Below are 20,976 nucleotides of genomic sequence, written 5' to 3'. Positions count from 1 at the left end.
GCCAAGGGCAAACAAAATGCGGGCAGCGTGACCGAAGAAAGGGGAGTTGGTATGGAACGGCAAAAGAGTTTTGCGGATGAGAATCAAGGCATCTTGTACATAGTGGGGACACCAATCGGCAATTTGCAAGACATGAGTGATCGCGCGAAAGCCATATTGGCTGAGGTGGATTTAATTGCTGCGGAAGACACCCGGCACACGCGCAAATTGCTAAACCATTTGGGGCTGTCGACACCGTTGGTGAGTTATCACGAGCATAATGAGCAGAAACGAGGAGCGGAATTGGTTGGGAAATTAAAAAAAGGGATGCGAATTGCGCTGGTCAGTGATGCGGGGTTACCCGGTATTTCTGATCCGGGTGAAGAAGTCGTGCGCCAGGCGGTGACAGAAGGGATCACTGTTGTGCCGATTCCGGGTCCCAATGCTGCGTTGACGGCGTTAGTGGCATCCGGTTTGCCCACGCAACCCTTCTTGTTTATCGGGTTTCTGCCGCGTTCGAGTAAAGGGCGGAAAGAGGAATTGGCTAAATGGAAAAATGCGCCCGCCACCTTGCTTTTGTATGAGGCTCCCCATCGTTTGCCCGAGATGTTGACCGATTTGTTGGAGGTGTTGGGAAACAGACGCGTGGCCATACCTCGCGAATTGACGAAAAAACATGAAGAGTGGTTGCGCGGCAATTTGGTGGACTGTTTGGCTTTTATTAAAGAACAAGGTCCGCGGGGGGAGTATGTCATTGTCGTAGAAGGGGCAGGGGAGGTGCGAGAGGAAGAGCAACCCTCTTGGTGGGAAGGGCTGTCCGTGATCGATCATGTTGAGGCGATCATCGAGAAAGGAAGTAGCAAGAAAGAGGCCATTTTGCAAGCGGCCCAAGAACGGGGTGTGCCCAAAAGAGAAATTTACAACATGTATCATAAGGGATCTGAGTAATTCATCCAATGATTATGCCGATGAAACAGAATTTCATGTTCAGACTAGAGGCGGGTTGCGGTATAATAGTCGTTCCCGCCTGTTTTACGTCAGGTTGCGTCTTAAGGACGGGTTCAGGACTGATGCATGCGTGACAGTTGCAAACGGACATACTTTGGAGAAAGGAGTTTTAAGGGGAATTATAACAGTTTTAAGTGAAATCAAGCAGAATATAAAGAGGAAACCGATAAACAGAAAAGGAATAGATCATATACCTCTTTGACCTTTATCCATATCACATGCAAAGAAATGGTTGGGGTGAAAAGGTTTACATTTTCGCAAAATGCGATATGATTAATTCAAAGGTATATTGTCTATACCAATTTTGTTGTAATCATTCCTTATTGGAGGTGTTTGGATTGAGCAAGAACAGTGGAAGTGTATTGGGATTCTTGCAACGCATTGGCCGGTCACTGATGCTGCCTATCGCTGTATTGCCGGCAGCCGGTCTGTTGCTCCGCTTCGGCGCGTTGCTGAGTGACCCAGCTTATTTCGCCAAAGGGACCATGATTTTCCGTATTGGTGAAATTATGGCCAAAGGTGGCGGAGCGATTTTTGACAACCTGCCGATCTTGTTTGCGGTAGGGGTTGCTTTGGGATTGACAGAAAGTGCGGGCGCGGCGGCATTAGCAGCAGTAGTGGGATATTTCGTGATGAAGCAGATCGTCGATCTCGGTAGCACGGAAGAGTTGAAACTGGACACGGGTGTGTTGGGCGGCATTATCACAGGATTGATTTCTGCAGGCCTTTATAACCGTTATCATGATATCAAACTGCCCGATTGGCTCCAATTTTTTGGCGGCAAACGCTTTGTGCCGATTGTCACCTCATTTATCATGGTGGCCATGGGGATTTTGTTTTTATTCATTTGGCCCGCTGTGCAAGGGGTGATCAGCGCGATCGGCAATTGGATGATCGCACAGGGTTCCATTGGGTCGTTTGTTTACGGTTTGCTAAACCGTCTTTTGATCCTGTTTGGTTTGCACCATATCTTAAACTCCTTGGTGTGGTTCAACATCGGTGAGTTTGTGACCGAAGCTGGCAAAACGGTGACGGGGGACTTGACCCGGTTCTTCGCAGGGGACAAAACAGCAGGTCTCTTTATGACAGGCTTCTATCCGGTACTGATGTTTGGTCTGCCTGCGGCATGTTTGGCGATGATTCACGAAGCGAAAAAATCGCAACGTAAACTGGCGTCTGGTGTTTTGATCAGTGCGGCGTTGACGGCGTTTCTGACGGGGATCACCGAACCGATTGAATTCTCATTTATGTTTGTGGCGCCGCTGTTGTATGTGGTGCACGCCATTTTGACCGGGGTGTCGATGGCTGTTGTAACCGCCTTGGGTATCAAGCACGGGTTTACCTTCTCGGCGGGGGCCATCGACTTCTTCCTGAACATGAATCTAGCCACCAAGCCATGGTTGCTGTTTGGCGTGGGCTTGGTGTATGCGGTGATCTATTATGTGCTGTTCCGGGTGCTGATTCGTGTGTTCAATTTAAGAACCCCAGGGCGTGAAGAACTAGAGGCGCAAGAGGATGAAGCGCGTCCAGCTTCCGCCCCGGTTGGTGATGATGAGTTGGCGCAAAACGTGTTGCAAGCGATCGGCGGCAAGGAAAACATTGAGAAGTTGGACGCCTGCACAACTCGTTTGCGCATGACGGTGAAAGATGAAAGCAAATTGGATCAGGATCAGCTGAAAAAGCTAGGGGCAGCAGGTGTCGTGCAAGTCGGCAAAGGCAACTTCCAAGCAGTGTTTGGCACGAAATCGGAGCTGTTAAAGGACCAAATCAAAAAAATCATCGAACAAGGGTAATCAATCACCGGGCAGGGACTCTTTCCTAGTGGGAGGGGTCCCTGTCGTTTGTCGAAGGCTCGCGATGAAACCCGTTTTCCGCTCATTTTATGCGCGACGAGGCGATCACTAGGAAAAGAAAACAAAAGCGAGACCGCCCTTTCCCAAGCGATCTCGCCTTGTATGTCGATTGAACCCGCTATGTCAATGCGACATGAATTGGTTTAATATTTAGAATTTCGTCTTAGTATGAACTAAGCCATTTCCCATGCGGGATGTCTGTTATGTATAAGGTTGTGTAGCTTGTATCAACATGAAATGCATGAGAGAATGGAGAAATATTTTGTTTAAGGGATAAGATTATTCAACCGTCACTTTTTCACCTTTAATCATAAGATACATCTCTTCTACACATTTCTTGCTGACTACTTTGTTTTTGTAGCGGATGGTTTCATCAACTTCACCGGAGAAAATGCAAGCCGGCTCATATTTTTTAAGGACGATTCTTTCACCGTCAACATAGATTTCTAAGGCGTCTTTTTCGCCGATTCCTAAGGTTCGACGCAATTCGATCGGAATCACCACACGACCCAATTCGTCAACCTTGCGTACGATGCCTGTGGATTTCAACATGTTTGAATCCCCTCTCAGCTTTGGTGTTTGGTTTTGGTTTTTTTATCTGTAAATTGACGTCAAATTTCGACATTGACGCTAAGTTCATCATACCAACCATTCCCATAACAGTCAATATAATAAGAGGATTTTTATAGAAAATTCCTTAATCATGTTAATTGATATGTTACATTTGACAGCGAAAAAGTTTTACATTGGTATGAAATGTATTGACAATATAAATAGTTGCATTTGTGTGGTGGAGCAGATAGTTGATGGGAAAAATCGGTTGCCTTCGCTGGAATCATGCTCAACAATAGAGGATAGGAGGGATGCGGAATGTTGCCGGTCTCAGAAGAACTGAAAGAAAAATTGAAGAAATTGAACCAATCGCTACGGGCCCTTTATCCCGAAGAGGCATTTGATGAGCACAAAATTAGGGAGCGATTGCACAAAGTGGGCACATTCCACCAGATTGATAAATGGCCTGACGGGGAATTGCGCGATTTTTTGCAAGGGGGAGCCTTGATCGGGGTAGATGGTTCAGTCAACTCCACCAAAGGTTCACAAATGCGAACCCTGTCTGTGTTTCAGGCCTTGGCCAAGGGTACGCGAGGGGAAGAAAAGTGGGCCGCTGACGTATACACGCCGCTGTTGGAAGAAGAAGAGGCCGGGGATGGACAAGCAGCCAGAGAAGCCAAAAAGCGGGGGACGCTCTTGTCGCAATTGGAATTAAAAGTGGCGCGGGAGGCTGTGTTAGAATGGGAACCGCGTGTGGTGTTAATGGATGGGTCGCTTCTCCATTTCTGGATCGATGACGCTGAAAGTTGGGAACGCTTGGCCCAGTTGGCTGAGGAAAAGGGCACGCTCATGATCGGGGTATCGGAAGAGATTGGCACAAGGGGATTGGTGCGCGAGTTGTTTCCGGAGTATTCTGCTTGGTCGGACCGCGATTTGCTGTACGGTGTACTGAAACCGGGTGAAGCGTTTGAGTGGGAAGGGTGGAGCCCGGCGGGGAGCCAGATGTGGAAAATGGCGTTTCGCTCATCTCGGAGTCCGCAACCGATCGGACTGGACGGCTTAATGTCGCAAGGAAAGGAGCGGCTGGCTCTGGTCAGGCTGATTTATAGCTTGACGCCGGAACAAGGACGTGGCATCCCGTTTTGGTTGGATATTGTGGACAATCAGGTGCGGGTGACCAATCCATTGGTGGAGACGATGGTGGAACAATATATTGACGCCGATTTGCGGCACCGTTTGTTGTCGATGAAGCGAAGTGACCGCATGATTTAGAAGGAGAGGGAGAAGTCGATGCAAGTTGTAGGCGTAACCACACAACAAGAAGTTTATATCGTATCGCGGGATCGCAAGTTTCGCATCAATGAGATTTTGGTCGTTGAAGATGCGCAGTTGGATTATCCGCGGGGTGAAGTGGTCGAATCGATGTCTTACAACCGCTTGATACCCATGGGTTTGGATAAGTCTTTGGTCGATGCTCAAGTGATCCAAACGTTGGAACAAATCGGATATGACATCGAGTCGGATGAAATCAATCTGGCGAAATTGCGGCTATACGAGGAAGCCCCCCATCCGGTGCGGACGGGTTGTGCGGTTCGATTGCCGAAGTTTGAAGAGGTGCGGAGCCTGTTGGTGAAATCCTCCCCGGAAGAAGGGATGCTGTTAGGAGAGATTCGGGGAACGGAGTCGATGGGGGCCACCATCTCTCCAGATTTGAAAGACCAGGTTATGATTATGGAACAAGGGCAACTCCGTCCACAATGGGGGGTTCCTTTCATTTTCGACATTAAGACGATGCAGCAATATCCGCATATTGGGGTGTTTGGCGGATCGGGTTCGGGTAAGTCGTTTGGGTTGCGGGTGATGTTGGAGGAACTGATGAAGCTACGGATTCCCACGATGGTATTCGATCCCCATTTTGAAATGGATTTCAGTGAGCGCACCCCGGGAATGGAAGACAAAGGGATCCAATTTACCGATTGCTATACTGCGGTGCAAATTGGGCGCGATGTTGGGATCTCTTTCTCGGATCTGTCGACCCGTGATGTGACAGAATTGTTGGGGGCCGCTGGAAGCCAATTGTCAGACGCCATGGTCAATGTCATTCAGATGTTACACCGCAAACGCGATTCCTTTATCTCGTTTAGCGACCGCGTTAGCAACTTGGTACAGGCGTTGGAAGAGGGCAAACAGGGGCTTGACCGCCAGTTGCAGAATCCCGAACTCACTCCTACCGATGTCCAGCGGATTCATGACCTCAAAAAGTTGTTAAATCAGTTTGGCACTTTGCCGCCGTCCTCTGTCAAAGGAGTTCATTGGCGGTTGCAACGCTTGGAAAAAGCGGGATTGTTCCAACAAGATATCCGAGCGATCGAACGGGGCTTGGAGCAAGGGAAGCTGGTGGTGGTGCAAGGAAGCACATGGGTGTTGCAAGTGTTTGCCACGTATGTGATCGGCTCCCTCTACCGCAAACGGCGTGAATACAAAGATGCTAGAATGAACGGGGAAGAGGGGCGTTTCTTTCCCCCATTTGTGGTGGTGACTGACGAAGCGCATAACTTCGCCCCCAAAGCGCTGGATTCTCCGGCCAAATCCATTTTAAAGGAAATTGCACAGGAAGGAAGAAAATACGGGGTGTTTCTTGTGTTGGCCACACAACGGCCCACGCTGTTGGATGAGACGATCACTGCCCAGCTCAACACCAAGTTTGTCTTCCGGACGGTCAGGGGTACCGATATCGCCACGTTGCGGGAAGAGACCGATTTGACCCCGGAGGAGGGCAAACGGCTACCGTACCTCCGTTCTGGAGACACCTTTGTCTCTTCGGCGGTGTTTGGGCGTACCATCTTCATCCGTGTGCGTTGTGCTTACACCCGTAGCCCACACTTGTCCAATCCGTTTGATGAACTGAAGCAATTCGCTGAAGCCCAAGATGACAAAGTGGTTTCCTGTCTGCTGGAAGCCTTGCCTGTGTTTGAAACGGATTTGGTGCCCACCGTGACCCTGGTGAACCGGGAGTGTGGTCTTTCTTGGGATGTGACTCGATTGAAACAAGAATTGGAGCGGCTAGCACGGGACGGCAAACTGAAAAAGCATGAAACTCCGTTTGCGGTGCGTTACGACCGCCGTTAGGGAAGCAGCGGGGGACGTAGTCAGGCATCAGGTTACAGAAAAAATGTAATAAAAAACCAACAGAACGGTTAAACTAATTGTGTCGATGCTTGAGCGGCCGAAATAGAATGATGTATAATAGTGAAGTGCGAAAAGTTCGTATACCTATGAGCTTCTGTGAAGGGGAAGAGTAGTTAGTGGGTGCTATCGCCAGAGAGCTGGATCAGGTGAAAGCCAGCATAGCCGAAGCTAATGAAGATGGCCCTGGAGAATTCTTTCTGAAATGCTGATCAGAGTAGGAAAGAACGTGAACCCGCGTTAGGGGTTTTGAATGAGGGCATCGCCATGCTTGTTAGGCGACGCTGAAATTGGGTGGTACCGCGTGAAACAATCTCGCCCCAACTATGTGGGCGGGATTTTTTATATTGTATTTGAAAGGAGCGGGGAAAAAGTGAGTGAACAGAAACAAACCTTTTACCTTACGACACCCATCTATTACCCAAGTGCCAAACTACATATCGGTCATGCTTACACTACTGTAGCTGGAGATGTGATCGCTAGGTACAAACGACTTCGGGGTTTCGACGTCATGTACTTGACCGGCACGGATGAACATGGTCAGAAAATCCAGAAAAAGGCACAAGCAGAAGGCAAAACACCGAAAGCGTTTGTTGATGAGATCGTTGCGGGTATTAAAGAGTTGTGGAAAAAGCTCGACATCTCTTATGACGATTTCATCCGCACCACCGATGAGCGCCATAAGCGAGTCGTACAAAAAATCTTCAAGCAACTGTTGGAGCAGGGAGATATTTACCTCGGTGAGTATGAAGGCTGGTATTGTGTGGACGACGAAGCGTTTTTCACGGACCGGCAAGTCCAGGATGGGCTTTGTCCTGACTGCGGCCGCCCCATTAGCAAAATCAAAGAGAAGAGTTACTTCTTCCGCATGAACAAATACGCCGACCGCCTGTTGCGTTTCTATGAGGAGAATCCCGGTTTCATTGAGCCGGAATCCCGTAAAAACGAGATGATCCAAAACTTCATCAAACCCGGCTTGGAAGACTTGAGCATTTCTCGCACCACGTTTGATTGGGGCATCAAAGTGCCGGACGATCCTGAGCATGTCGTTTACGTGTGGTTGGATGCGTTGACCAATTACATTTCTGCGCTGGGGTACGGCGTTGGCGATGACGCTAAGTATAAGAAATATTGGCCAGCGGATGTGCACTTGGTTGGGAAAGAGATTGTTCGCTTTCACACCATTTATTGGCCCATCTTTTTGATGGCGCTCGGTCTGCCGTTGCCAAAGAAAGTGTTCGCCCATGGGTGGATTTTGGTGCAAGGGGAGAAGATGTCCAAATCCAAAGGAAACGTGATTGATCCAGTTCCGTTGATTGAGCGGTTTGGTTTGGATGCAATGCGTTATTTCCTGATGAGAGAAGTGCCGTTTGGATCGGATGGCGTTTTCACCCCAGAAGCGTTTGTGGAACGGCTGAATGCCGATTTGGCCAATGATTTGGGAAATCTATTGCACCGCACCTTGACCATGGTTGAAAAGTACCATCAAGGGGTTGTGCCGGAGATGGTCGAAGGCGCTACGGAATACGACGAGGCGTTCCGGGAGTTGGCGCTGAATACGGTCAAGCGTGTGGAAGCGGAGATGGATAAATTCCAATTCTCTGTTGCCGCTACCGCCATTTGGGAGTTGGTACGGGCAGGGAACCGGTACATCGAACAAACCCAGCCGTGGAACTTGGCTAAAGATCCAGGCAAGCACCATCTCCTCGGTTCAGTGCTATATCATCTGCTTGAGGTGCTGAGAATGGTCAGCATCATGATCCAGCCGTTCATGACGCAAACCCCGTCCAAGATGTGGGCGCAATTGGGCTTGGAAGAAGGCCCACAGACTTCATGGGAAAGCTTGGCCGCGTTTGGCGGATTGCGTCCGGGAACCCAAACGAAAAAAGGAAATCCGATTTTCCCGCGCTTGGATGCGAAAGAGGAGATTGAAGCCATTTATCGGATGACCACTTCAGCAACTCCGGCCGCAGAGGATCGGAACACAAAACAAAAAGAGGCAAAACGGGAGGAACAAAAAGAGATGGAAGGAATCATTGGCATCGAAGATTTTGGCAAAGTAGATTTACGGGTGGCGGAAGTTGTCGCAGCGGATCGCGTGCCTAAAGCGGATCGCCTGTTGAAGTTGCAACTCGATTTGGGAGAAGAGAAACGGCAAGTGGTTTCGGGCATTGCCGAGCATTACCGTCCGGAAGAGTTGGTGGGGCAAAAGGTGATTTGCGTAACGAATTTGAAGCCGGTCAAACTGCGCGGCGAGCTGTCCCAAGGCATGATTTTGGCGGCTTCTCAAGGAGATCGCTTGGTGCTAGCGACTGTGTCGGGCGATATTTCTAACGGCTCCAAAGTGAAGTAGACCGAATCTAGCGGGGGGAACCGCCGTTTCGGTGCTGCAATCGGACACGGTCAGGTTCCCGTGCCGAATACCGGTGACCCCCTTCTTTTGCTCGTTCATCGTCCCATTAGGGAAAGGGGGCGGCTTCCACCGATCAGCCTACATGCCCTTGCAAGATTTTCGCTTGGATAAGGAGGTCACAATGATTAAGAAAAGCTCATCTGCGGTTCGATCCACCTTTGAGTGGGTGGGCACCATTGCCGTATCGCTGGTGATCGCCGGGATTATTCGGGTTTTCCTGTTTAGTCCTTATGATGTGCATGGCGCATCGATGGAACCCACATTGATAAATGACGAGAAAATCATCGTGAACAAATGGTCGTATCGCATGCATGAACCAGCTTATGGAGATATTGTCGTGTTTCATGCCGAAGAAGGGCGCGACTTCATCAAGCGAGTGATCGGTTTGCCGGGAGACCGGATTGAGATCAAGAAAGGCAAGGTGTATCGAAACGGAAAGATGCTGAACGAGCCTTATATCCAAGGGACGACATACACCCGGGACGATGCCCGGACGACCGTGGTTCCGAAGGGTTCGCTATACGTGTTGGGTGACAATCGTGAAAACAGCAGGGACAGCCGCGATCTGGGAGCTATTCCGCTGTCGCGGGTGGTGGGCCGCGCCGATGTGGTTGTGTTGCCGATCAAACATACCAAGTTACTCACGGGACAAGAGGCCGTCGGCTCCCGCTGACCGCAAACCAGAACGAACATGCGCCAGAACTGGTTACAGGAGGGCTATGAATGTCAGAGACCAAAAGCTCGTCCAATTCTTGGATGACCGTATTGGAATGGATTGCTGCCATCTTGGTGGCCGTCGTCATCGCCGTGGTTATCCGCACGTTTTTATTTGCCCCGTATGAAGTGCATGGGGCTTCGATGGAACCGACCCTAGATGGGGAAGAGTTGCTGATTGTAAACAAATGGATCTATCGGGTCAGCACGCCGGAGTATGGTGATATCGTTGTCTTCCACACTGCGGAGGAACGGGATTTCATCAAGCGGGTGATCGGATTGCCGGGGGACCGGATCGAAATTAAAGACGGCAAGGTTTACCGTAATGGTATCGCGTTGAACGAGCCTTACATTAACGGGCCGATGAACGAAGGAACGAACTATAAACCCACTACCGTTCCCGCCAATTCTTTGTATGTGATGGGAGACAATCGCAACAACAGCAAAGATAGCCGCATGATCGGGCCGGTATCACTGAATGAGATCGTGGGCCGCGCCGATGTCGTGGTTTTGCCGGTGAAGCGGATGCGCCTCTTGCCGGGAGATCCGGTGGCAACCGCGGACCCTAAGGCGCCAGCGACGACAAGTTTGGCGCATTGACGCCGGCTCGTGGCCATCGCGGTGAAAAATTAGAAGGCGGGTCTTGCCAGGCATGACATCAATTGTGCCTGGCAAGACCCGTTCCCGCTGTTCGGCCCCGTTAGCTAAGGCCCGTTGATTGGTTTTCTATAAAGAGATTGATTCAATGAGGAGGTTAACGCAGTTATGTTGTTTGACACCCATGCTCATCTTAACGATCCGAAGTTTGCGGACGATCGCGACCAAGTGATCCGACGGGCGCGTGAAGAATTCGGTGTACAGACGATTGTCAATGTCGGTTACAACCGTGAAACGATCCGCACGACCTTGGAATTGGCGGAAGCGTATGATTTCATTTACGCGGCAGTTGGTTGGCATCCGCATGACGCCAAAGATTGCACAGAGGAAGATTTAGCTTGGATTCGAGAATTGACCCAGCATCCCAAAGTGGTGGCGTTGGGGGAAATGGGATTGGATTATTATTGGGACAACTCGCCGCGCGATGTGCAGGCGGAAGTGTTCCGCAGACAGATTGCCATCGCCCGCGATACAGGCTATCCCATCATCATTCATGACCGCGATGCCCACGAAGATGTAGTGAGAATCCTCAAGGAAGAGGGGGCAGACGAAGTGGGCGGAGTCATGCACTGCTTTAGTGGGGATTTGGCGATAATGGAGGAATGCTTGCAGCTTAACTTCATGATTGGATTGGGTGGTCCCGTCACATTCAAAACCGCCACATTGCCTAAAGAAATTGCCCGGAACGTCCCCTTGGATCGGCTGTTGTTGGAAACGGATTGCCCATATCTTGCGCCACACCCTTACCGGGGCAAACGGAACGAAACCGGGTATGTGCGATTGGTGGCTGAGGCGATTGCGGAGCTTAGGGGCATAACTTTTGAGGAGTTGGCTCAAGCCACACAGGAGAATGCAAAACGGTTGTTTAAGTTGCCGTAAAGAAAGAGGTACAGTCATTGGCAAGTGCGAAATTGAAAGAAGTCATTGTTGTTGAAGGGCGAAACGACACCTTGGCAGTCAAGCGAGCGCTGGATGCGGACACCATTGAGACGCGGGGATCGGCGATTGGAGAGGAAGTCTTGGCGCAGATCAAGCGGGCCCAGGCGAGCCGGGGCGTGATTGTGTTTACTGATCCCGATCATGCGGGCGAGCGGATTCGCCGCATTATTTCTCGGGAAATAGAAGGGGTCAAGCACGCTTTCTTGGCCCAGCACGAGGCTCGCGGCAAACGAAAGATCGGGGTGGAGCATGCTAGCCCAGACGCCATCAGGGCAGCGCTAGGGTCTGTTCGCACCGAATGGGCGGACCCGCGTGATGAACCTCCTCTTACTTGGGAAGAATACATTGAGCTGGGGTTTGTGGGACAGCCTGCTTCCAGCGAGCTAAGGCGGGAGATCGCAGAGTTGCTCGGCATCGGGTACGGCAATGCCAAGCAATTTTATCGCCGTTTACAAGTGCTGTGCATTACTAGAGAAGAGCTATTCCAAGCATTGGAACGTGTGGGAAAGGATGCAGTCGATGAATCATAAACCGATATCAGCCAGAACAAGGGAGCTGTTGAACGCCTACGGCTTGAAATTGAAAAAGAGCTTGGGCCAAAACTTCCTCACGGATTCCCATGTATTGAGTAAAATTATACGCGCGGCCGAGCTTAATAAAGATTCTGGAGTGATCGAGATCGGTCCGGGGATCGGTGCTCTGACCGAGCGGTTGGCCGAGCAGGCAGGCAAAGTTGTGGCGGTGGAATTGGATCAGCGTTTGGTTCCGGTGTTGAAAGAGTTGTTTCAACATCAACCTCACGTGGAAATAATTCATGGGGATGCGTTGGAAGTCGATTTGGGGGCGGTGATTCAAGAGCATATGCGGGACATGAAAACGCTCCATGTGGTTGCCAACCTCCCTTATTATGTCACTTCCCCCATTTTGATCCGGTTACTGACGGAACGGTACCCGCTGACCAACATCGTCATCATGATCCAGAAAGAAGTGGCCGACCGGCTGGCGGCCAAGCCGGGCACCAAGGATTACAGTTCGCTGTCGGTGCTGGTTCAATATTTTGCTGAAGCGGAGGAAGTGGCCAAAGTGCCCAGCCATGTGTTTGTCCCCCGACCCCAGGTAGATTCCGCTGTGGCGCGTTTGACATTGCGTGAACGTCCAGCGGTCGAGGTGAAGAATGAGGAATTGTTCTTCAAAATCGTAAGGGCTTCATTTGCGCAACGGCGCAAAACGTTATTGAACACGCTACATGCCACCCTGTTTGCGCGAGTGGACAAACACCAGGTGGAAGCGTGGTTGAACGAAGCCGGCATTGATCCGAAGCGGCGCGGAGAAACACTAAATCTAGAAGAATTTGCTACACTCGTTGAAGTAATCGACCAAAAACTGACAGCTCTATCGTGACACGCCTCTCGGAATCAAAATCTGATCCGATGGAGGGTATTCCGTGAACTTTTTCCATCCCCGTCATGGACGGCGTAGCTTGGCGCAGATGATATCTGATATTCAAGCGTATATCCATGAAGAGCCAACGGCAAATTACAAAATCGTTATCGGCACCGATTCGCAAACGCGGGAAAAAGAAACGATCTTTGTGACGGCCATCATCGTACAGCGGATTGGAAAGGGTGCGATCTTTTATTATACGAAGAAGCGTCACAAAGCGATGCGGGAATTGCGCTATCGGATCTACCGTGAGACCGAGTACAGTCTGGAGTTTGTCGAGTTGTTGAAGGAAAAGGGCTTTTTCGGCTTCGGCGTGAACATTCCAATGGAAATTCACCTAGATGTGGGGCAGCAAGGTGAGACGAGAAAGCTGATTCAAGAAGTGGTGGGCTGGGTGACCGCTGTTGGGTATACGGCAAAAATCAAGCCGGAATCTTTTGCCGCCAGTGCGGTGGCCGACCGCTTCACGAAGTAAAAAGGGTCAAAAAATGTACAAGGTACCCGTTGACAGATTGTTTGTCTCCCTGCTATAATACCTAATTTGACTTTGCGACCTGCTTGTAGTATAATCTTCTATAAGTGAGGTGGTCGACCAATGGGCAAAAACGCGCTTACAGAGATTAAATGCACTCTGGATGGCTACATTGGGGAGAAAATTCGTCTGCGCGCCAATAGTGGGCGTCGCAAGACTATAGAACGGACAGGGATTTTGGAAGAGACTTATCCATCCGTGTTCGTTGTCAAATTAGACGAAGACCATGCTTTTAGCCGTGTTTCTTATAGTTACGCTGATATATTGACTGAGTCTGTGGAACTGACCGTCTATCCGGCGGAGAGTGAGCAGATTCAAGTAAAATATGTGAAAGCAACGCAATAAATGGAACACAGTTGATGTGTTCTTTTTTTACCGTGGGCTGAAAGCGTTTACATAAAGAGCCATTTGTTGGATATACTACCTCTACCCTAGCCGGATTCTTGAATCCACAAGGAGGGATCGTCACATGGCTCGTCGAGGTGTCATGTCGGAAGAGTTGAAAGTGGAGTTGGCGAAAGAACTTGGTTTTTATGATGTCGTTCAACGTGAAGGTTGGGGAGGAATCAAGGCGCGTGACGCCGGCAACATGGTTAAACGGGCGATCCAACTGGCTGAAGCACAGCTGGTGAACAAAGATTCAAGATAGGAAGGGTTTGAAGCTCAAGAGGGTTGCCTCTTGGGCTTTTTATTTTAGACCGAGTTTGCTTAAGGAAAAATCGGTTCATGATAAAATAAGGAAAATCTTTAAGTTCATATTGCAAATTTGCCGCGGTTCACGTCACAATGAAGAATACATAGCAGGAGAGAATAGGGGGAACGAGTTTGTTTGTATCCGAGAAGGCACCAGCAAAAATCAATTTAACACTGGATGCGCTCTTCAAAAGGCCGGATGGTTACCATGAATTAGAGATGGTTATGACCACGGTCGATTTATTTGATCGTATCGACTTATATCAAACAAACAAGTCGATCACATTGGAATCGAGTTCTGGTTTGGTCCCCCAAGATGAACGCAATCTGGCTTTCCGAGCGGCGGCGTTATTAAAAGAAAAGACCGGATGCGATAAAGGGGTACATATTTATATAGATAAAAGGATTCCGGTGGCGGCTGGTTTGGCAGGTGGAAGCAGTGATGCGGCGGCCACTTTGCGCGGATGCAACCGGCTGTGGGGATTGGGCCTGAGCGATGCGGAGTTGGCTGAGATCGGTGCGGAGATCGGCTCGGATGTGCCTTTCTGCGTTTATTCCAACACGGCGTTGGCCCAAGGGCGAGGAGAGGTGTTGACCGCCTTGCCTGCTCCGCCGACATGTTGGGTCGTCCTCGCTAAACCCAATCATGGGGTGTCCACGGCGGATGTGTTCGGGAAGTTACGGGTTCATGCCATCACTGACCATCCGCAGACGAGTCGCATGATCGAAGCGGTGAAGAAGCGGGATTATGAAGGGATTATTCGTCACTTGGGAAATGTGTTGGAGCCGGTGACGATGGACATGCATGAGGACGTGCGACAATTAAAGGAAAGAATGTTGCGGTTCGGGGCGGATGGGGTGTTGATGTCAGGTAGTGGCCCCACAGTGTTTGCGCTGGTGAAGCAAGAATCGCGCGCTGTCAGAATGGTAAACAGTTTGCGGGGGTTTTGCCAGCAAGTGTTTGCCGTCAGGATGTTGGGCGTCCGCCGCGAAAGTGTGCTTGATGATGTCCGAACAAAATGATATATTTCGATCAAGAATATTAGGACTTCGGAGGTTAGGCATGGAAAAGTGGAAACGAAGTGCCAGATTGGTTGACATCACCCGGCACTTGCTTACGCAACCGTACCGCTTGATTCCGCTTACCACCTTCGCTGAGCAATACCAGGCGGCCAAATCTTCCATCAGTGAGGATTTGGATATCATTCACGAGGTGTTGGAAGCGGAAGGGAACGGAAAATTGGAGACGGTTGCGGGTGCGGCGGGTGGTGTGCGCTACATACCGAGCATAAGCAACGATAACGCGCTTCAGGTGATTGGCCGGTTATGCGAGAAATTGTCTAATCCAGAGCGTATTTTGCCGGGGGGGTTCCTCTATATGTCGGATCTCTTGGGCGACCCTACGCTACTTGATGACATCGGCCGCATTTTTGCCAAAGTGTTTGCAGAAAAGCCGGTTGATGTGGTGATGACCGTGGAAACGAAAGGAATTCCCATCGCTTACGCCACGGCTTCGTACTTGCGTGCTCCTGTAGTGATCGCTCGGTATGATTACCGGGTTACGGAAGGATCGGTGGTAACGGTGAACACCGTTTCCGGGTCCAGTAGGCGCATGCAGCAGTTGTCATTGTCCAAACGCAGCTTGCCTGAAGGTTCCCGCGTGTTGATCATCGATGACTTTATGAAAGCGGGTGGCACGGTACGGGGCATGATGGATTTGCTGACGGAATTTAAGGCGGAAGTGGTTGGCGTCGGGGTGATGTTGGAGGCGCCAGCGGAGGAGCGGTTGGTTGAAGAGTATGTCTCACTGGCCCAAGTGGCAGCCATCGACGTGAAAGAGAAAATGGTTCGCGTGGAAACGGGCAACGCATTTCATTGATAAGGAGCGTGTGAATATGTTGGTAAAAGTGGAAACGAGCAATGCGCCACAAGCGATCGGTCCGTATGTGCAAGCGATGGAGATGGGTGATCTGATCTTCACATCGGGTCAAATCCCGCTGACACCAGCTGGTGAATTGGTGGGCGAAGGAATTGAAGAACAGACGCACCAAGTCCTGAAAAACATCCAAGCTGTCTTGTTGGCTGCCGGCAGTGATTTGAACCATGTGATCAAGACGACCCTGTTTATCAAGGACATGAACCAATTTCAAATCATCAATCGCATTTACGCCGAATATTTCAACGAGCACAAACCGGCCCGTTCCTGTGTGGAAGTGGCGCGGTTGCCCAAAGATGTGCTAATTGAAATGGAAGTGATCGCTCGCAAACGATAAGTAAAAAAATTCCATAAAAATACTGTCGATAGAAGGAAATGGTTCTTCCATCTAGAATAGGTATTTTGAGTCATCATTGGAAATAGGTGGTGGAACCTGGTGGAAATTACTGATGTTCGTTTGCGTAGAGTAAATCGCGAAGGTCGTATGCGTGCAATTGCTTCCATTACGATTGATAGCGAATTTGTGGTGCATGATATCCGCGTAATTGATGGCAATAACGGCATGTTTGTCGCTATGCCGTCCAAGCGCACGCCAGACGGGGAGTTTCGTGATATCGCACATCCAATCTCCCCACTCAGCCGGGAAAAAATCGAGGCGGCTGTGTTGGCTGAATATCATCGCGCTGGAGAATTGGAAGCAGAGCACGGATCACTGGATCATCATGTTCACATGGATGCCTGATAATAAACGAGATTGCAGGAAAGCACTCATCCTCTTGAAGGTTGAGTGCTTTTTGATTGCATCGCGGTCGTTTCTCATCCTTATATAATGGTTCTTTTTTTATTTTAAATATGTTCGGGCTTGGGTTGGTTGCAATGGCCAAGTATTTGGGATATATTCAGGGAGGAAGTTTTGAGAAACGGGGGCGCTTTTTGTCATGCAACATATTTATGCTGTGATTTTGGCTGCGGGCAAGGGAACTCGTATGAAGTCCAAAAAACATAAAGTTCTTCACTCCATCTGCGGCAAACCGATGATTGACCACATTTTGGCAGAATTGTCTCAGCTGGACGCGAAGAAGACCATCATGGTTGTGGGGCATTTGAAAGAGAGCTTAGAGGCGCATCTGGGTGAACAAGTGCAGTTTGTGGAGCAGAAAGAGCAGTTGGGCACCGCGCATGCCGTCATGCAGACCGAATCGCTGTTGAAGGGGAAAGAAGGCATCACACTCGTCCTCAACGGGGATCATCCACTTTTCACCGCCAAGACTTTGAGCCAACTCATTGAAACCCACCGCGCGTCTGGAGCGGCGGCGAGCATCCTCACGGCGAAGTTAGACGATCCGACAGGATACGGCCGCATTGTGCGCCGGGAAGACGGGCAGGTTGACCGGATTGTGGAGCACAAAGACGCGACAGAAGAAGAGCGGTTGATTAACGAGATCAACACAGGGACTTATTGTTTCGATAATCAACAACTGTTTTCCACTCTTTCATTAGTCAATAATAATAATGCACAAGGTGAATACTACCTTCCTGATGTGATTTCCATTTTACGCGAACAAGGTCATACGATTGGTGCTCAAGTGATTGGCGACGCCGATGAAGCCATGGGTGTCAACGATCGTATTCAGTTGGCGCAGGCGGCGAAGTTCATGCAGGCACGCATACTCCGCGAACATATGAAAAACGGCGTCACCATTATCGATCCGGACAACACCTACATTGAGTCTGATGTTGTCATTGGCGCCGACACCGTGATTGAGCCGGGTACCTTTTTGCGGGGGCGGACGGTCATTGGGGAAGGGTGCCACATTGGGCCTAACGCTGATTTGACCGACGTCATTGTCGAAGATGGCGTACGCATTCGCTACACTGTGATGGATGCAAGCCACGTTGCCGGAGAAGCGACGGTGGGGCCGTACGTTTATGCCCGTCCGGGTACCGAACTGGGCGAACAAACCAAAGTGGGTTGTTTTGTCGACTTGAAAAAAGTGAAGTTGGGCCGTGGCTCGAAAGTTTCTCATCTGGCTTATGTGGGGGACGCCGAAGTTGGAGAAGGCGTGAATGTCGGATGCGGCGTAGTGACGGTCAACTACGACGGGGTTCGCAAACACAAAACAGTGATCGAAGATGGGGCGTTTATCGGCTGCAACGTCAACTTGGTCGCTCCCGTTCGGGTAGAAAAAGGCGCTTATGTGGCGGCAGGCTCCACGATTACCCAAGATGTGCCGGAAGAAGCGCTGGCGATTGCACGAGAACGTCAGACTAACAAAGAAAACTATGCTACTAGACTGAAAAACAAGCTTTCTAAGAACGAATAGATGGAGGAACGGTTCGTTATGTCAGAGAGAACATCTCGCTTACAAGTGTTTAGTTGCAATTCGAATCCGGTTTTGGCGCAGGCGATCTGCAATCATATCGGGATTCCGTTGGGAAATGCCCATGTCGGCAAATTTAGCGACGGGGAGATTCATGTTAAGTTGGATGACAGCGTGCGCGGTTCCGACGTCTATGTAATCCAATCGACATGCGACCCGGTCAACCAACACCTGATGGAACTCTTGGTTATGGTTGATGCCTTGCGTCGTGCTTCCGCCGGCACGATCAATGTCGTGATTCCTTATTACGGCTATGCGCGCCAAGATCGCAAAGCGCGAGCCCGTGATCCGATTACCGCCAAACTAGTGGCCAACCTGATCGAAACAGCCGGTGCCGACCGGGTCATTACGATGGATTTGCACGCAACCCAAATCCAAGGATTCTTCAACATCCCAGTCGATCATCTGGTGGGTGTTCCGATTTTGGCCGATTATTTCAAAGGCAAAGGGTTGACGGATGTCGTTGTCGTGTCCCCTGACCACGGTGGCGTAATCCGTGCGCGGCGGTTGGCTGAGCGTCTGGAAGCGCCTATCGCCATCATCGACAAGCGCCGTCCCGAGCCAAACGTGGCGGAAGTGATGAATATCGTGGGGGATGTCAAAGGAAAAACCGCGATCATCATCGACGACATCATCGACACGGCAGGAACGATTACCTTGGCGGCCAATGCCCTATTGGAATACGGCGCGAAAGCAGTTTACACCTGTTGCACGCATCCCGTATTCTCCGGTCCAGCCATCGATCGGATCCGTGAATCCAATATCACCGAAATGGTGGTCACCGATACCATTCCGCTGTCGGAAAGCAAGCAATTGGATAAAATCAAAGTGTTGTCCGTGGCCAACCTGATGGGCGAAGCGATCATGCGCGTCCACAAAGAGCAATCGGTGAGCACCCTGTTTGATTAAGCAGCAAGGGTGACCGCGCGTCGCGATGGTTTGAGTCGCACAAAGAAATCGCTTTCTCGCGAAGGATTTGCACCATCCATGTTTAAAACCTCTAGTGAAGGGAAATCATCCTTTCAAAGAAAGGGGTTGGATGGATATGTCATTGTCCATACCATTGAACAAACGGGAAACCAACACACGAGGCGCTTTAAACGCATTGCGCAAAAGTGGTCGAGTGCCGGGCGTGTTGTACGGACGCGGCATGGACCCCGTGCTGATCAGCGCGGATGAAGGTGAGCTTCGGAAAGCGGCGGAAACCAAAGGATTGTTCCAAGCCAGCCTGGATGGCGAACAGTATCAGGTGATGGTGCGCGATGTCCAAGTGGATCCGATTAAGCTTCGATTGCTTCATGTCGATTTGCAACGCGTGACGATGAACGAACCGATTACGACGGAGATCCCGCTTGTGTTGAGCGGGGATGCGACTGGCGTTAAAAACGGGGGCGTGTTGGACCAATCCCTGCGCACGGTTGAAGTGCGAGCCCTTCCTGACCGATTGCCATCGGAAGTGACACTGGATGTCAGCCAGTTGGACATCGGCGATTCCATCACGTTGACGGATGTGGTTTTGCCGGATGGAGTGAAGTTGTTGACAGATAGGGAGACGCCGGTGGCCTCCATTCTTGCCCCGGTCAGAGGGGAAGAGACAGAGGAAACACCGCAACAGGAGCGGGAAAGCGAATAGCGGTTCCGCTTGCATATAAAGACGCAACGGATGTTGTTGCGTCTTTTTTAACGGATTGCCAACGGAGGGAAAAGAAGATGAAACTGATCGTCGGGCTGGGTAACCCCGGTATCAAGTATGCCCAGACTCGTCATAACATCGGGTTTTGGGTGATTGACCGACTAAGTGACGAGTGGGGGATTCCGGTTAATAAAGAAAAGTGGAAAGCCGAAGTGGGCGAAGGGATTGTCCGGGGAGAGAAAGTGATTTTGATGAAGCCCCTCACTTATATGAATTTATCGGGTGAAGCGGTTAGACCGGCCATGGATTGGCTGAAAGCCGACTTGGATGAGTTGGTTGTGGTGTACGATGACCTTGATTTGCCTCCTGGACAAATTCGGCTGCGTTTAAAAGGCAGTTCCGGCGGGCACAACGGGATGAAATCATTGATCCAACATTTGGGGACTGATCAATTTAAACGCATCAAAATCGGCATTGGCCGACCGCAAGGAAGAATGTCGGTCCCTGATTATGTGTTATCCCCTTTCCACAAATCGGATTTGGAGTTGATGGCCGATGCGGTGGAGCGATCAGCATCAGCAATCAACTGTTGGTTGGATAAGACGTTTTTGGAAGCGATGAACCGATACAACACCAAGCCCGGCAAATGATGATGGGCGGAAATTTGCCAAAGCCATGGCGTGCTTCATAAGTATAACTCCTCAACGGGGGGCAATACTAAGGGCAAAGGATTGTCTAGGAGGCATTGCCATGGCCATTTATTATGTATGTCGTCATTGCCGCCTGCCGCTGGGGCATATCGCGGACGGGCAAGCCACAGAATCACAATTGGGCTTTGATCAGTTGACCCCGGAAGAGCGGAAAGATATAATAACCAATGATGCGGCCGGAAATCAGGTGGTGAAGATCACCTGCGAGTCGTGCCAACAAGTGTTGGAATCGCATCCGGAGCGTGTATTGTATCCTTCTCTCTATCATTAACAATCGTTGACACGCGCATGATTAGATACCTGATTTTTTTCTGATAAATTAGAAAAAGAACGGCCTTGGCTGTTGC

General features: G+C 50.2%; 23 protein-coding genes and 1 other annotated feature. Of the genes, 22 read left to right on the top strand and 1 reads right to left on the bottom strand.

What is annotated here, in order from left to right:
• Nucleotides 1-51 precede the first annotated feature (51 nt).
• On the top strand, nucleotides 52-927 hold the full coding sequence (gene rsmI, locus QQZ12_RS14115; protein WP_102991237.1) for a 16S rRNA (cytidine(1402)-2'-O)-methyltransferase: 876 nt from the start codon (nucleotides 52-54) through the stop codon (nucleotides 925-927).
• 398 nt (nucleotides 928-1,325) lie between these two features.
• On the top strand, nucleotides 1,326-2,780 hold the full coding sequence (nagE, locus tag QQZ12_RS14110; protein ID WP_223248002.1) for an N-acetylglucosamine-specific PTS transporter subunit IIBC: 1,455 nt from the start codon (nucleotides 1,326-1,328) through the stop codon (nucleotides 2,778-2,780).
• 339 nt (nucleotides 2,781-3,119) lie between these two features.
• Here the strand turns inward: nagE and QQZ12_RS14105 are convergent, their stop codons facing one another.
• Entirely contained in the window at nucleotides 3,120-3,392 is a 273-nt protein-coding gene (locus QQZ12_RS14105) for an AbrB/MazE/SpoVT family DNA-binding domain-containing protein (protein ID WP_154986267.1), read from the bottom strand.
• A gap of 318 nt (nucleotides 3,393-3,710) precedes the next feature.
• Here QQZ12_RS14105 and QQZ12_RS14100 point away from each other — a divergent pair, with 318 nt between their 5' ends.
• The 20 genes from QQZ12_RS14100 to QQZ12_RS14005 all read left to right on the top strand — a co-directional run bounded on the left by QQZ12_RS14100 (nucleotide 3,711) and on the right by QQZ12_RS14005 (nucleotide 20,900).
• Nucleotides 3,711-4,664, top strand: a complete 954-nt coding sequence (locus tag QQZ12_RS14100; protein ID WP_102991239.1) for a DNA double-strand break repair nuclease NurA — start codon at nucleotides 3,711-3,713, stop codon at nucleotides 4,662-4,664.
• 18 nt (nucleotides 4,665-4,682) lie between these two features.
• Nucleotides 4,683-6,521 (top strand): ATP-binding protein, encoded by a 1,839-nt coding sequence (locus QQZ12_RS14095; protein ID WP_106342731.1) that lies wholly within the window; start codon nucleotides 4,683-4,685, stop codon nucleotides 6,519-6,521.
• 147 nt (nucleotides 6,522-6,668) lie between these two features.
• Nucleotides 6,669-6,904 (top strand) — a binding site (T-box leader).
• 2 nt (nucleotides 6,905-6,906) lie between these two features.
• Entirely contained in the window at nucleotides 6,907-8,931 is a 2,025-nt protein-coding gene (gene metG, locus QQZ12_RS14090) for a methionine--tRNA ligase (RefSeq protein WP_431606314.1), read from the top strand.
• Nucleotides 8,932-9,112: 181 nt separating this feature from the next.
• Nucleotides 9,113-9,664: a signal peptidase I gene (gene lepB, locus QQZ12_RS14085; RefSeq protein WP_102991242.1), complete on the top strand. Its 552-nt coding sequence runs from the start codon at nucleotides 9,113-9,115 to the stop codon at nucleotides 9,662-9,664.
• Between the two features lie 50 nt (nucleotides 9,665-9,714).
• A complete protein-coding gene (gene lepB / locus QQZ12_RS14080) occupies nucleotides 9,715-10,305 on the top strand; it encodes a signal peptidase I (protein ID WP_102991243.1) in 591 nt (196 codons plus the stop codon).
• A 165-nt stretch (nucleotides 10,306-10,470) separates the two neighbouring features.
• Complete coding sequence (locus tag QQZ12_RS14075) at nucleotides 10,471-11,241, top strand: TatD family hydrolase (RefSeq protein WP_102991244.1); 771 nt, start codon at nucleotides 10,471-10,473, stop codon at nucleotides 11,239-11,241.
• Between the two features lie 17 nt (nucleotides 11,242-11,258).
• Complete coding sequence (gene rnmV / locus QQZ12_RS14070; RefSeq protein WP_189318943.1) at nucleotides 11,259-11,831, top strand: ribonuclease M5; 573 nt, start codon at nucleotides 11,259-11,261, stop codon at nucleotides 11,829-11,831.
• Nucleotides 11,812-12,702, top strand: coding sequence for a 16S rRNA (adenine(1518)-N(6)/adenine(1519)-N(6))-dimethyltransferase RsmA (rsmA, locus tag QQZ12_RS14065; protein ID WP_102991245.1), 891 nt, complete (start codon nucleotides 11,812-11,814; stop codon nucleotides 12,700-12,702). The genes rnmV and rsmA overlap by 20 nt, the downstream gene beginning before the upstream one ends.
• A gap of 43 nt (nucleotides 12,703-12,745) precedes the next feature.
• A complete protein-coding gene (locus QQZ12_RS14060) occupies nucleotides 12,746-13,219 on the top strand; it encodes a ribonuclease H-like YkuK family protein (protein ID WP_245888349.1) in 474 nt (157 codons plus the stop codon).
• Nucleotides 13,220-13,339: 120 nt separating this feature from the next.
• On the top strand, nucleotides 13,340-13,621 hold the full coding sequence (locus QQZ12_RS14055; protein ID WP_102991246.1) for a Veg family protein: 282 nt from the start codon (nucleotides 13,340-13,342) through the stop codon (nucleotides 13,619-13,621).
• A 124-nt stretch (nucleotides 13,622-13,745) separates the two neighbouring features.
• Nucleotides 13,746-13,925, top strand: coding sequence for a small, acid-soluble spore protein, alpha/beta type (locus QQZ12_RS14050; protein WP_022738725.1), 180 nt, complete (start codon nucleotides 13,746-13,748; stop codon nucleotides 13,923-13,925).
• Nucleotides 13,926-14,101: 176 nt separating this feature from the next.
• Nucleotides 14,102-14,992, top strand: a complete 891-nt coding sequence (gene ispE, locus QQZ12_RS14045; protein WP_102991247.1) for a 4-(cytidine 5'-diphospho)-2-C-methyl-D-erythritol kinase — start codon at nucleotides 14,102-14,104, stop codon at nucleotides 14,990-14,992.
• A gap of 40 nt (nucleotides 14,993-15,032) precedes the next feature.
• Nucleotides 15,033-15,848: a pur operon repressor gene (gene purR / locus QQZ12_RS14040; protein ID WP_102991248.1), complete on the top strand. Its 816-nt coding sequence runs from the start codon at nucleotides 15,033-15,035 to the stop codon at nucleotides 15,846-15,848.
• 16 nt (nucleotides 15,849-15,864) lie between these two features.
• Nucleotides 15,865-16,242 carry a RidA family protein gene (locus tag QQZ12_RS14035; protein WP_022738729.1) on the top strand — a complete coding sequence of 126 codons (378 nt, stop codon included), beginning with the start codon at nucleotides 15,865-15,867 and terminating at the stop codon, nucleotides 16,240-16,242.
• 99 nt (nucleotides 16,243-16,341) lie between these two features.
• The gene (gene spoVG, locus QQZ12_RS14030) at nucleotides 16,342-16,647 is read left to right on the top strand and encodes a septation regulator SpoVG (protein WP_102991249.1); all 306 of its coding nucleotides are present in this window, start codon (nucleotides 16,342-16,344) and stop codon (nucleotides 16,645-16,647) included.
• Nucleotides 16,648-16,843: 196 nt separating this feature from the next.
• Complete coding sequence (glmU, locus tag QQZ12_RS14025) at nucleotides 16,844-18,229, top strand: bifunctional UDP-N-acetylglucosamine diphosphorylase/glucosamine-1-phosphate N-acetyltransferase GlmU (RefSeq protein ID WP_102991250.1); 1,386 nt, start codon at nucleotides 16,844-16,846, stop codon at nucleotides 18,227-18,229.
• An 18-nt stretch (nucleotides 18,230-18,247) separates the two neighbouring features.
• Nucleotides 18,248-19,195 (top strand): ribose-phosphate diphosphokinase, encoded by a 948-nt coding sequence (locus QQZ12_RS14020; protein ID WP_022738733.1) that lies wholly within the window; start codon nucleotides 18,248-18,250, stop codon nucleotides 19,193-19,195.
• Nucleotides 19,196-19,331: 136 nt separating this feature from the next.
• Nucleotides 19,332-19,919 (top strand): 50S ribosomal protein L25, encoded by a 588-nt coding sequence (locus QQZ12_RS14015; protein ID WP_284724562.1) that lies wholly within the window; start codon nucleotides 19,332-19,334, stop codon nucleotides 19,917-19,919.
• Between the two features lie 77 nt (nucleotides 19,920-19,996).
• Nucleotides 19,997-20,569, top strand: a complete 573-nt coding sequence (gene pth, locus QQZ12_RS14010) for an aminoacyl-tRNA hydrolase (protein WP_284724561.1) — start codon at nucleotides 19,997-19,999, stop codon at nucleotides 20,567-20,569.
• A 100-nt stretch (nucleotides 20,570-20,669) separates the two neighbouring features.
• Nucleotides 20,670-20,900 carry an anti-sigma-F factor Fin gene (locus tag QQZ12_RS14005; protein WP_102991253.1) on the top strand — a complete coding sequence of 77 codons (231 nt, stop codon included), beginning with the start codon at nucleotides 20,670-20,672 and terminating at the stop codon, nucleotides 20,898-20,900.
• Nucleotides 20,901-20,976: the final 76 nt, after the last annotated feature.

Source organism: Laceyella tengchongensis, from assembly GCF_900182735.1.
Classification (GTDB): domain Bacteria; phylum Bacillota; class Bacilli; order Thermoactinomycetales; family Thermoactinomycetaceae; genus Laceyella; species Laceyella tengchongensis.
The sequence above is the reverse complement of the archived record's forward strand: the minus strand, read 5'-3'. Positions and strand labels throughout refer to the sequence as shown.

What these genes read in the sequence shown, in the direction of transcription:
- QQZ12_RS14105 (WP_154986267.1), bottom strand. Translation starts at nt 3,392, where the DNA reads ATGTTGAAATCCACAGGCATCGTACGCAAGGTTGACGAATTGGGTCGT.
- lepB (WP_102991243.1), top strand. Translation starts at nt 9,715, where the DNA reads ATGTCAGAGACCAAAAGCTCGTCCAATTCTTGGATGACCGTATTGGAA.
- QQZ12_RS14055 (WP_102991246.1), top strand. Translation starts at nt 13,340, where the DNA reads ATGGGCAAAAACGCGCTTACAGAGATTAAATGCACTCTGGATGGCTAC.
- QQZ12_RS14075 (WP_102991244.1), top strand. Translation starts at nt 10,471, where the DNA reads ATGTTGTTTGACACCCATGCTCATCTTAACGATCCGAAGTTTGCGGAC.
- rsmI (WP_102991237.1), top strand. Translation starts at nt 52, where the DNA reads ATGGAACGGCAAAAGAGTTTTGCGGATGAGAATCAAGGCATCTTGTAC.
- purR (WP_102991248.1), top strand. Translation starts at nt 15,033, where the DNA reads ATGGAAAAGTGGAAACGAAGTGCCAGATTGGTTGACATCACCCGGCAC.
- pth (WP_284724561.1), top strand. Translation starts at nt 19,997, where the DNA reads ATGAAACTGATCGTCGGGCTGGGTAACCCCGGTATCAAGTATGCCCAG.
- lepB (WP_102991242.1), top strand. Translation starts at nt 9,113, where the DNA reads ATGATTAAGAAAAGCTCATCTGCGGTTCGATCCACCTTTGAGTGGGTG.
- glmU (WP_102991250.1), top strand. Translation starts at nt 16,844, where the DNA reads ATGCAACATATTTATGCTGTGATTTTGGCTGCGGGCAAGGGAACTCGT.
- rsmA (WP_102991245.1), top strand. Translation starts at nt 11,812, where the DNA reads ATGCAGTCGATGAATCATAAACCGATATCAGCCAGAACAAGGGAGCTG.
- QQZ12_RS14095 (WP_106342731.1), top strand. Translation starts at nt 4,683, where the DNA reads ATGCAAGTTGTAGGCGTAACCACACAACAAGAAGTTTATATCGTATCG.
- QQZ12_RS14020 (WP_022738733.1), top strand. Translation starts at nt 18,248, where the DNA reads ATGTCAGAGAGAACATCTCGCTTACAAGTGTTTAGTTGCAATTCGAAT.
- QQZ12_RS14050 (WP_022738725.1), top strand. Translation starts at nt 13,746, where the DNA reads ATGGCTCGTCGAGGTGTCATGTCGGAAGAGTTGAAAGTGGAGTTGGCG.
- QQZ12_RS14005 (WP_102991253.1), top strand. Translation starts at nt 20,670, where the DNA reads ATGGCCATTTATTATGTATGTCGTCATTGCCGCCTGCCGCTGGGGCAT.
- QQZ12_RS14100 (WP_102991239.1), top strand. Translation starts at nt 3,711, where the DNA reads ATGTTGCCGGTCTCAGAAGAACTGAAAGAAAAATTGAAGAAATTGAAC.
- QQZ12_RS14035 (WP_022738729.1), top strand. Translation starts at nt 15,865, where the DNA reads ATGTTGGTAAAAGTGGAAACGAGCAATGCGCCACAAGCGATCGGTCCG.
- QQZ12_RS14015 (WP_284724562.1), top strand. Translation starts at nt 19,332, where the DNA reads ATGTCATTGTCCATACCATTGAACAAACGGGAAACCAACACACGAGGC.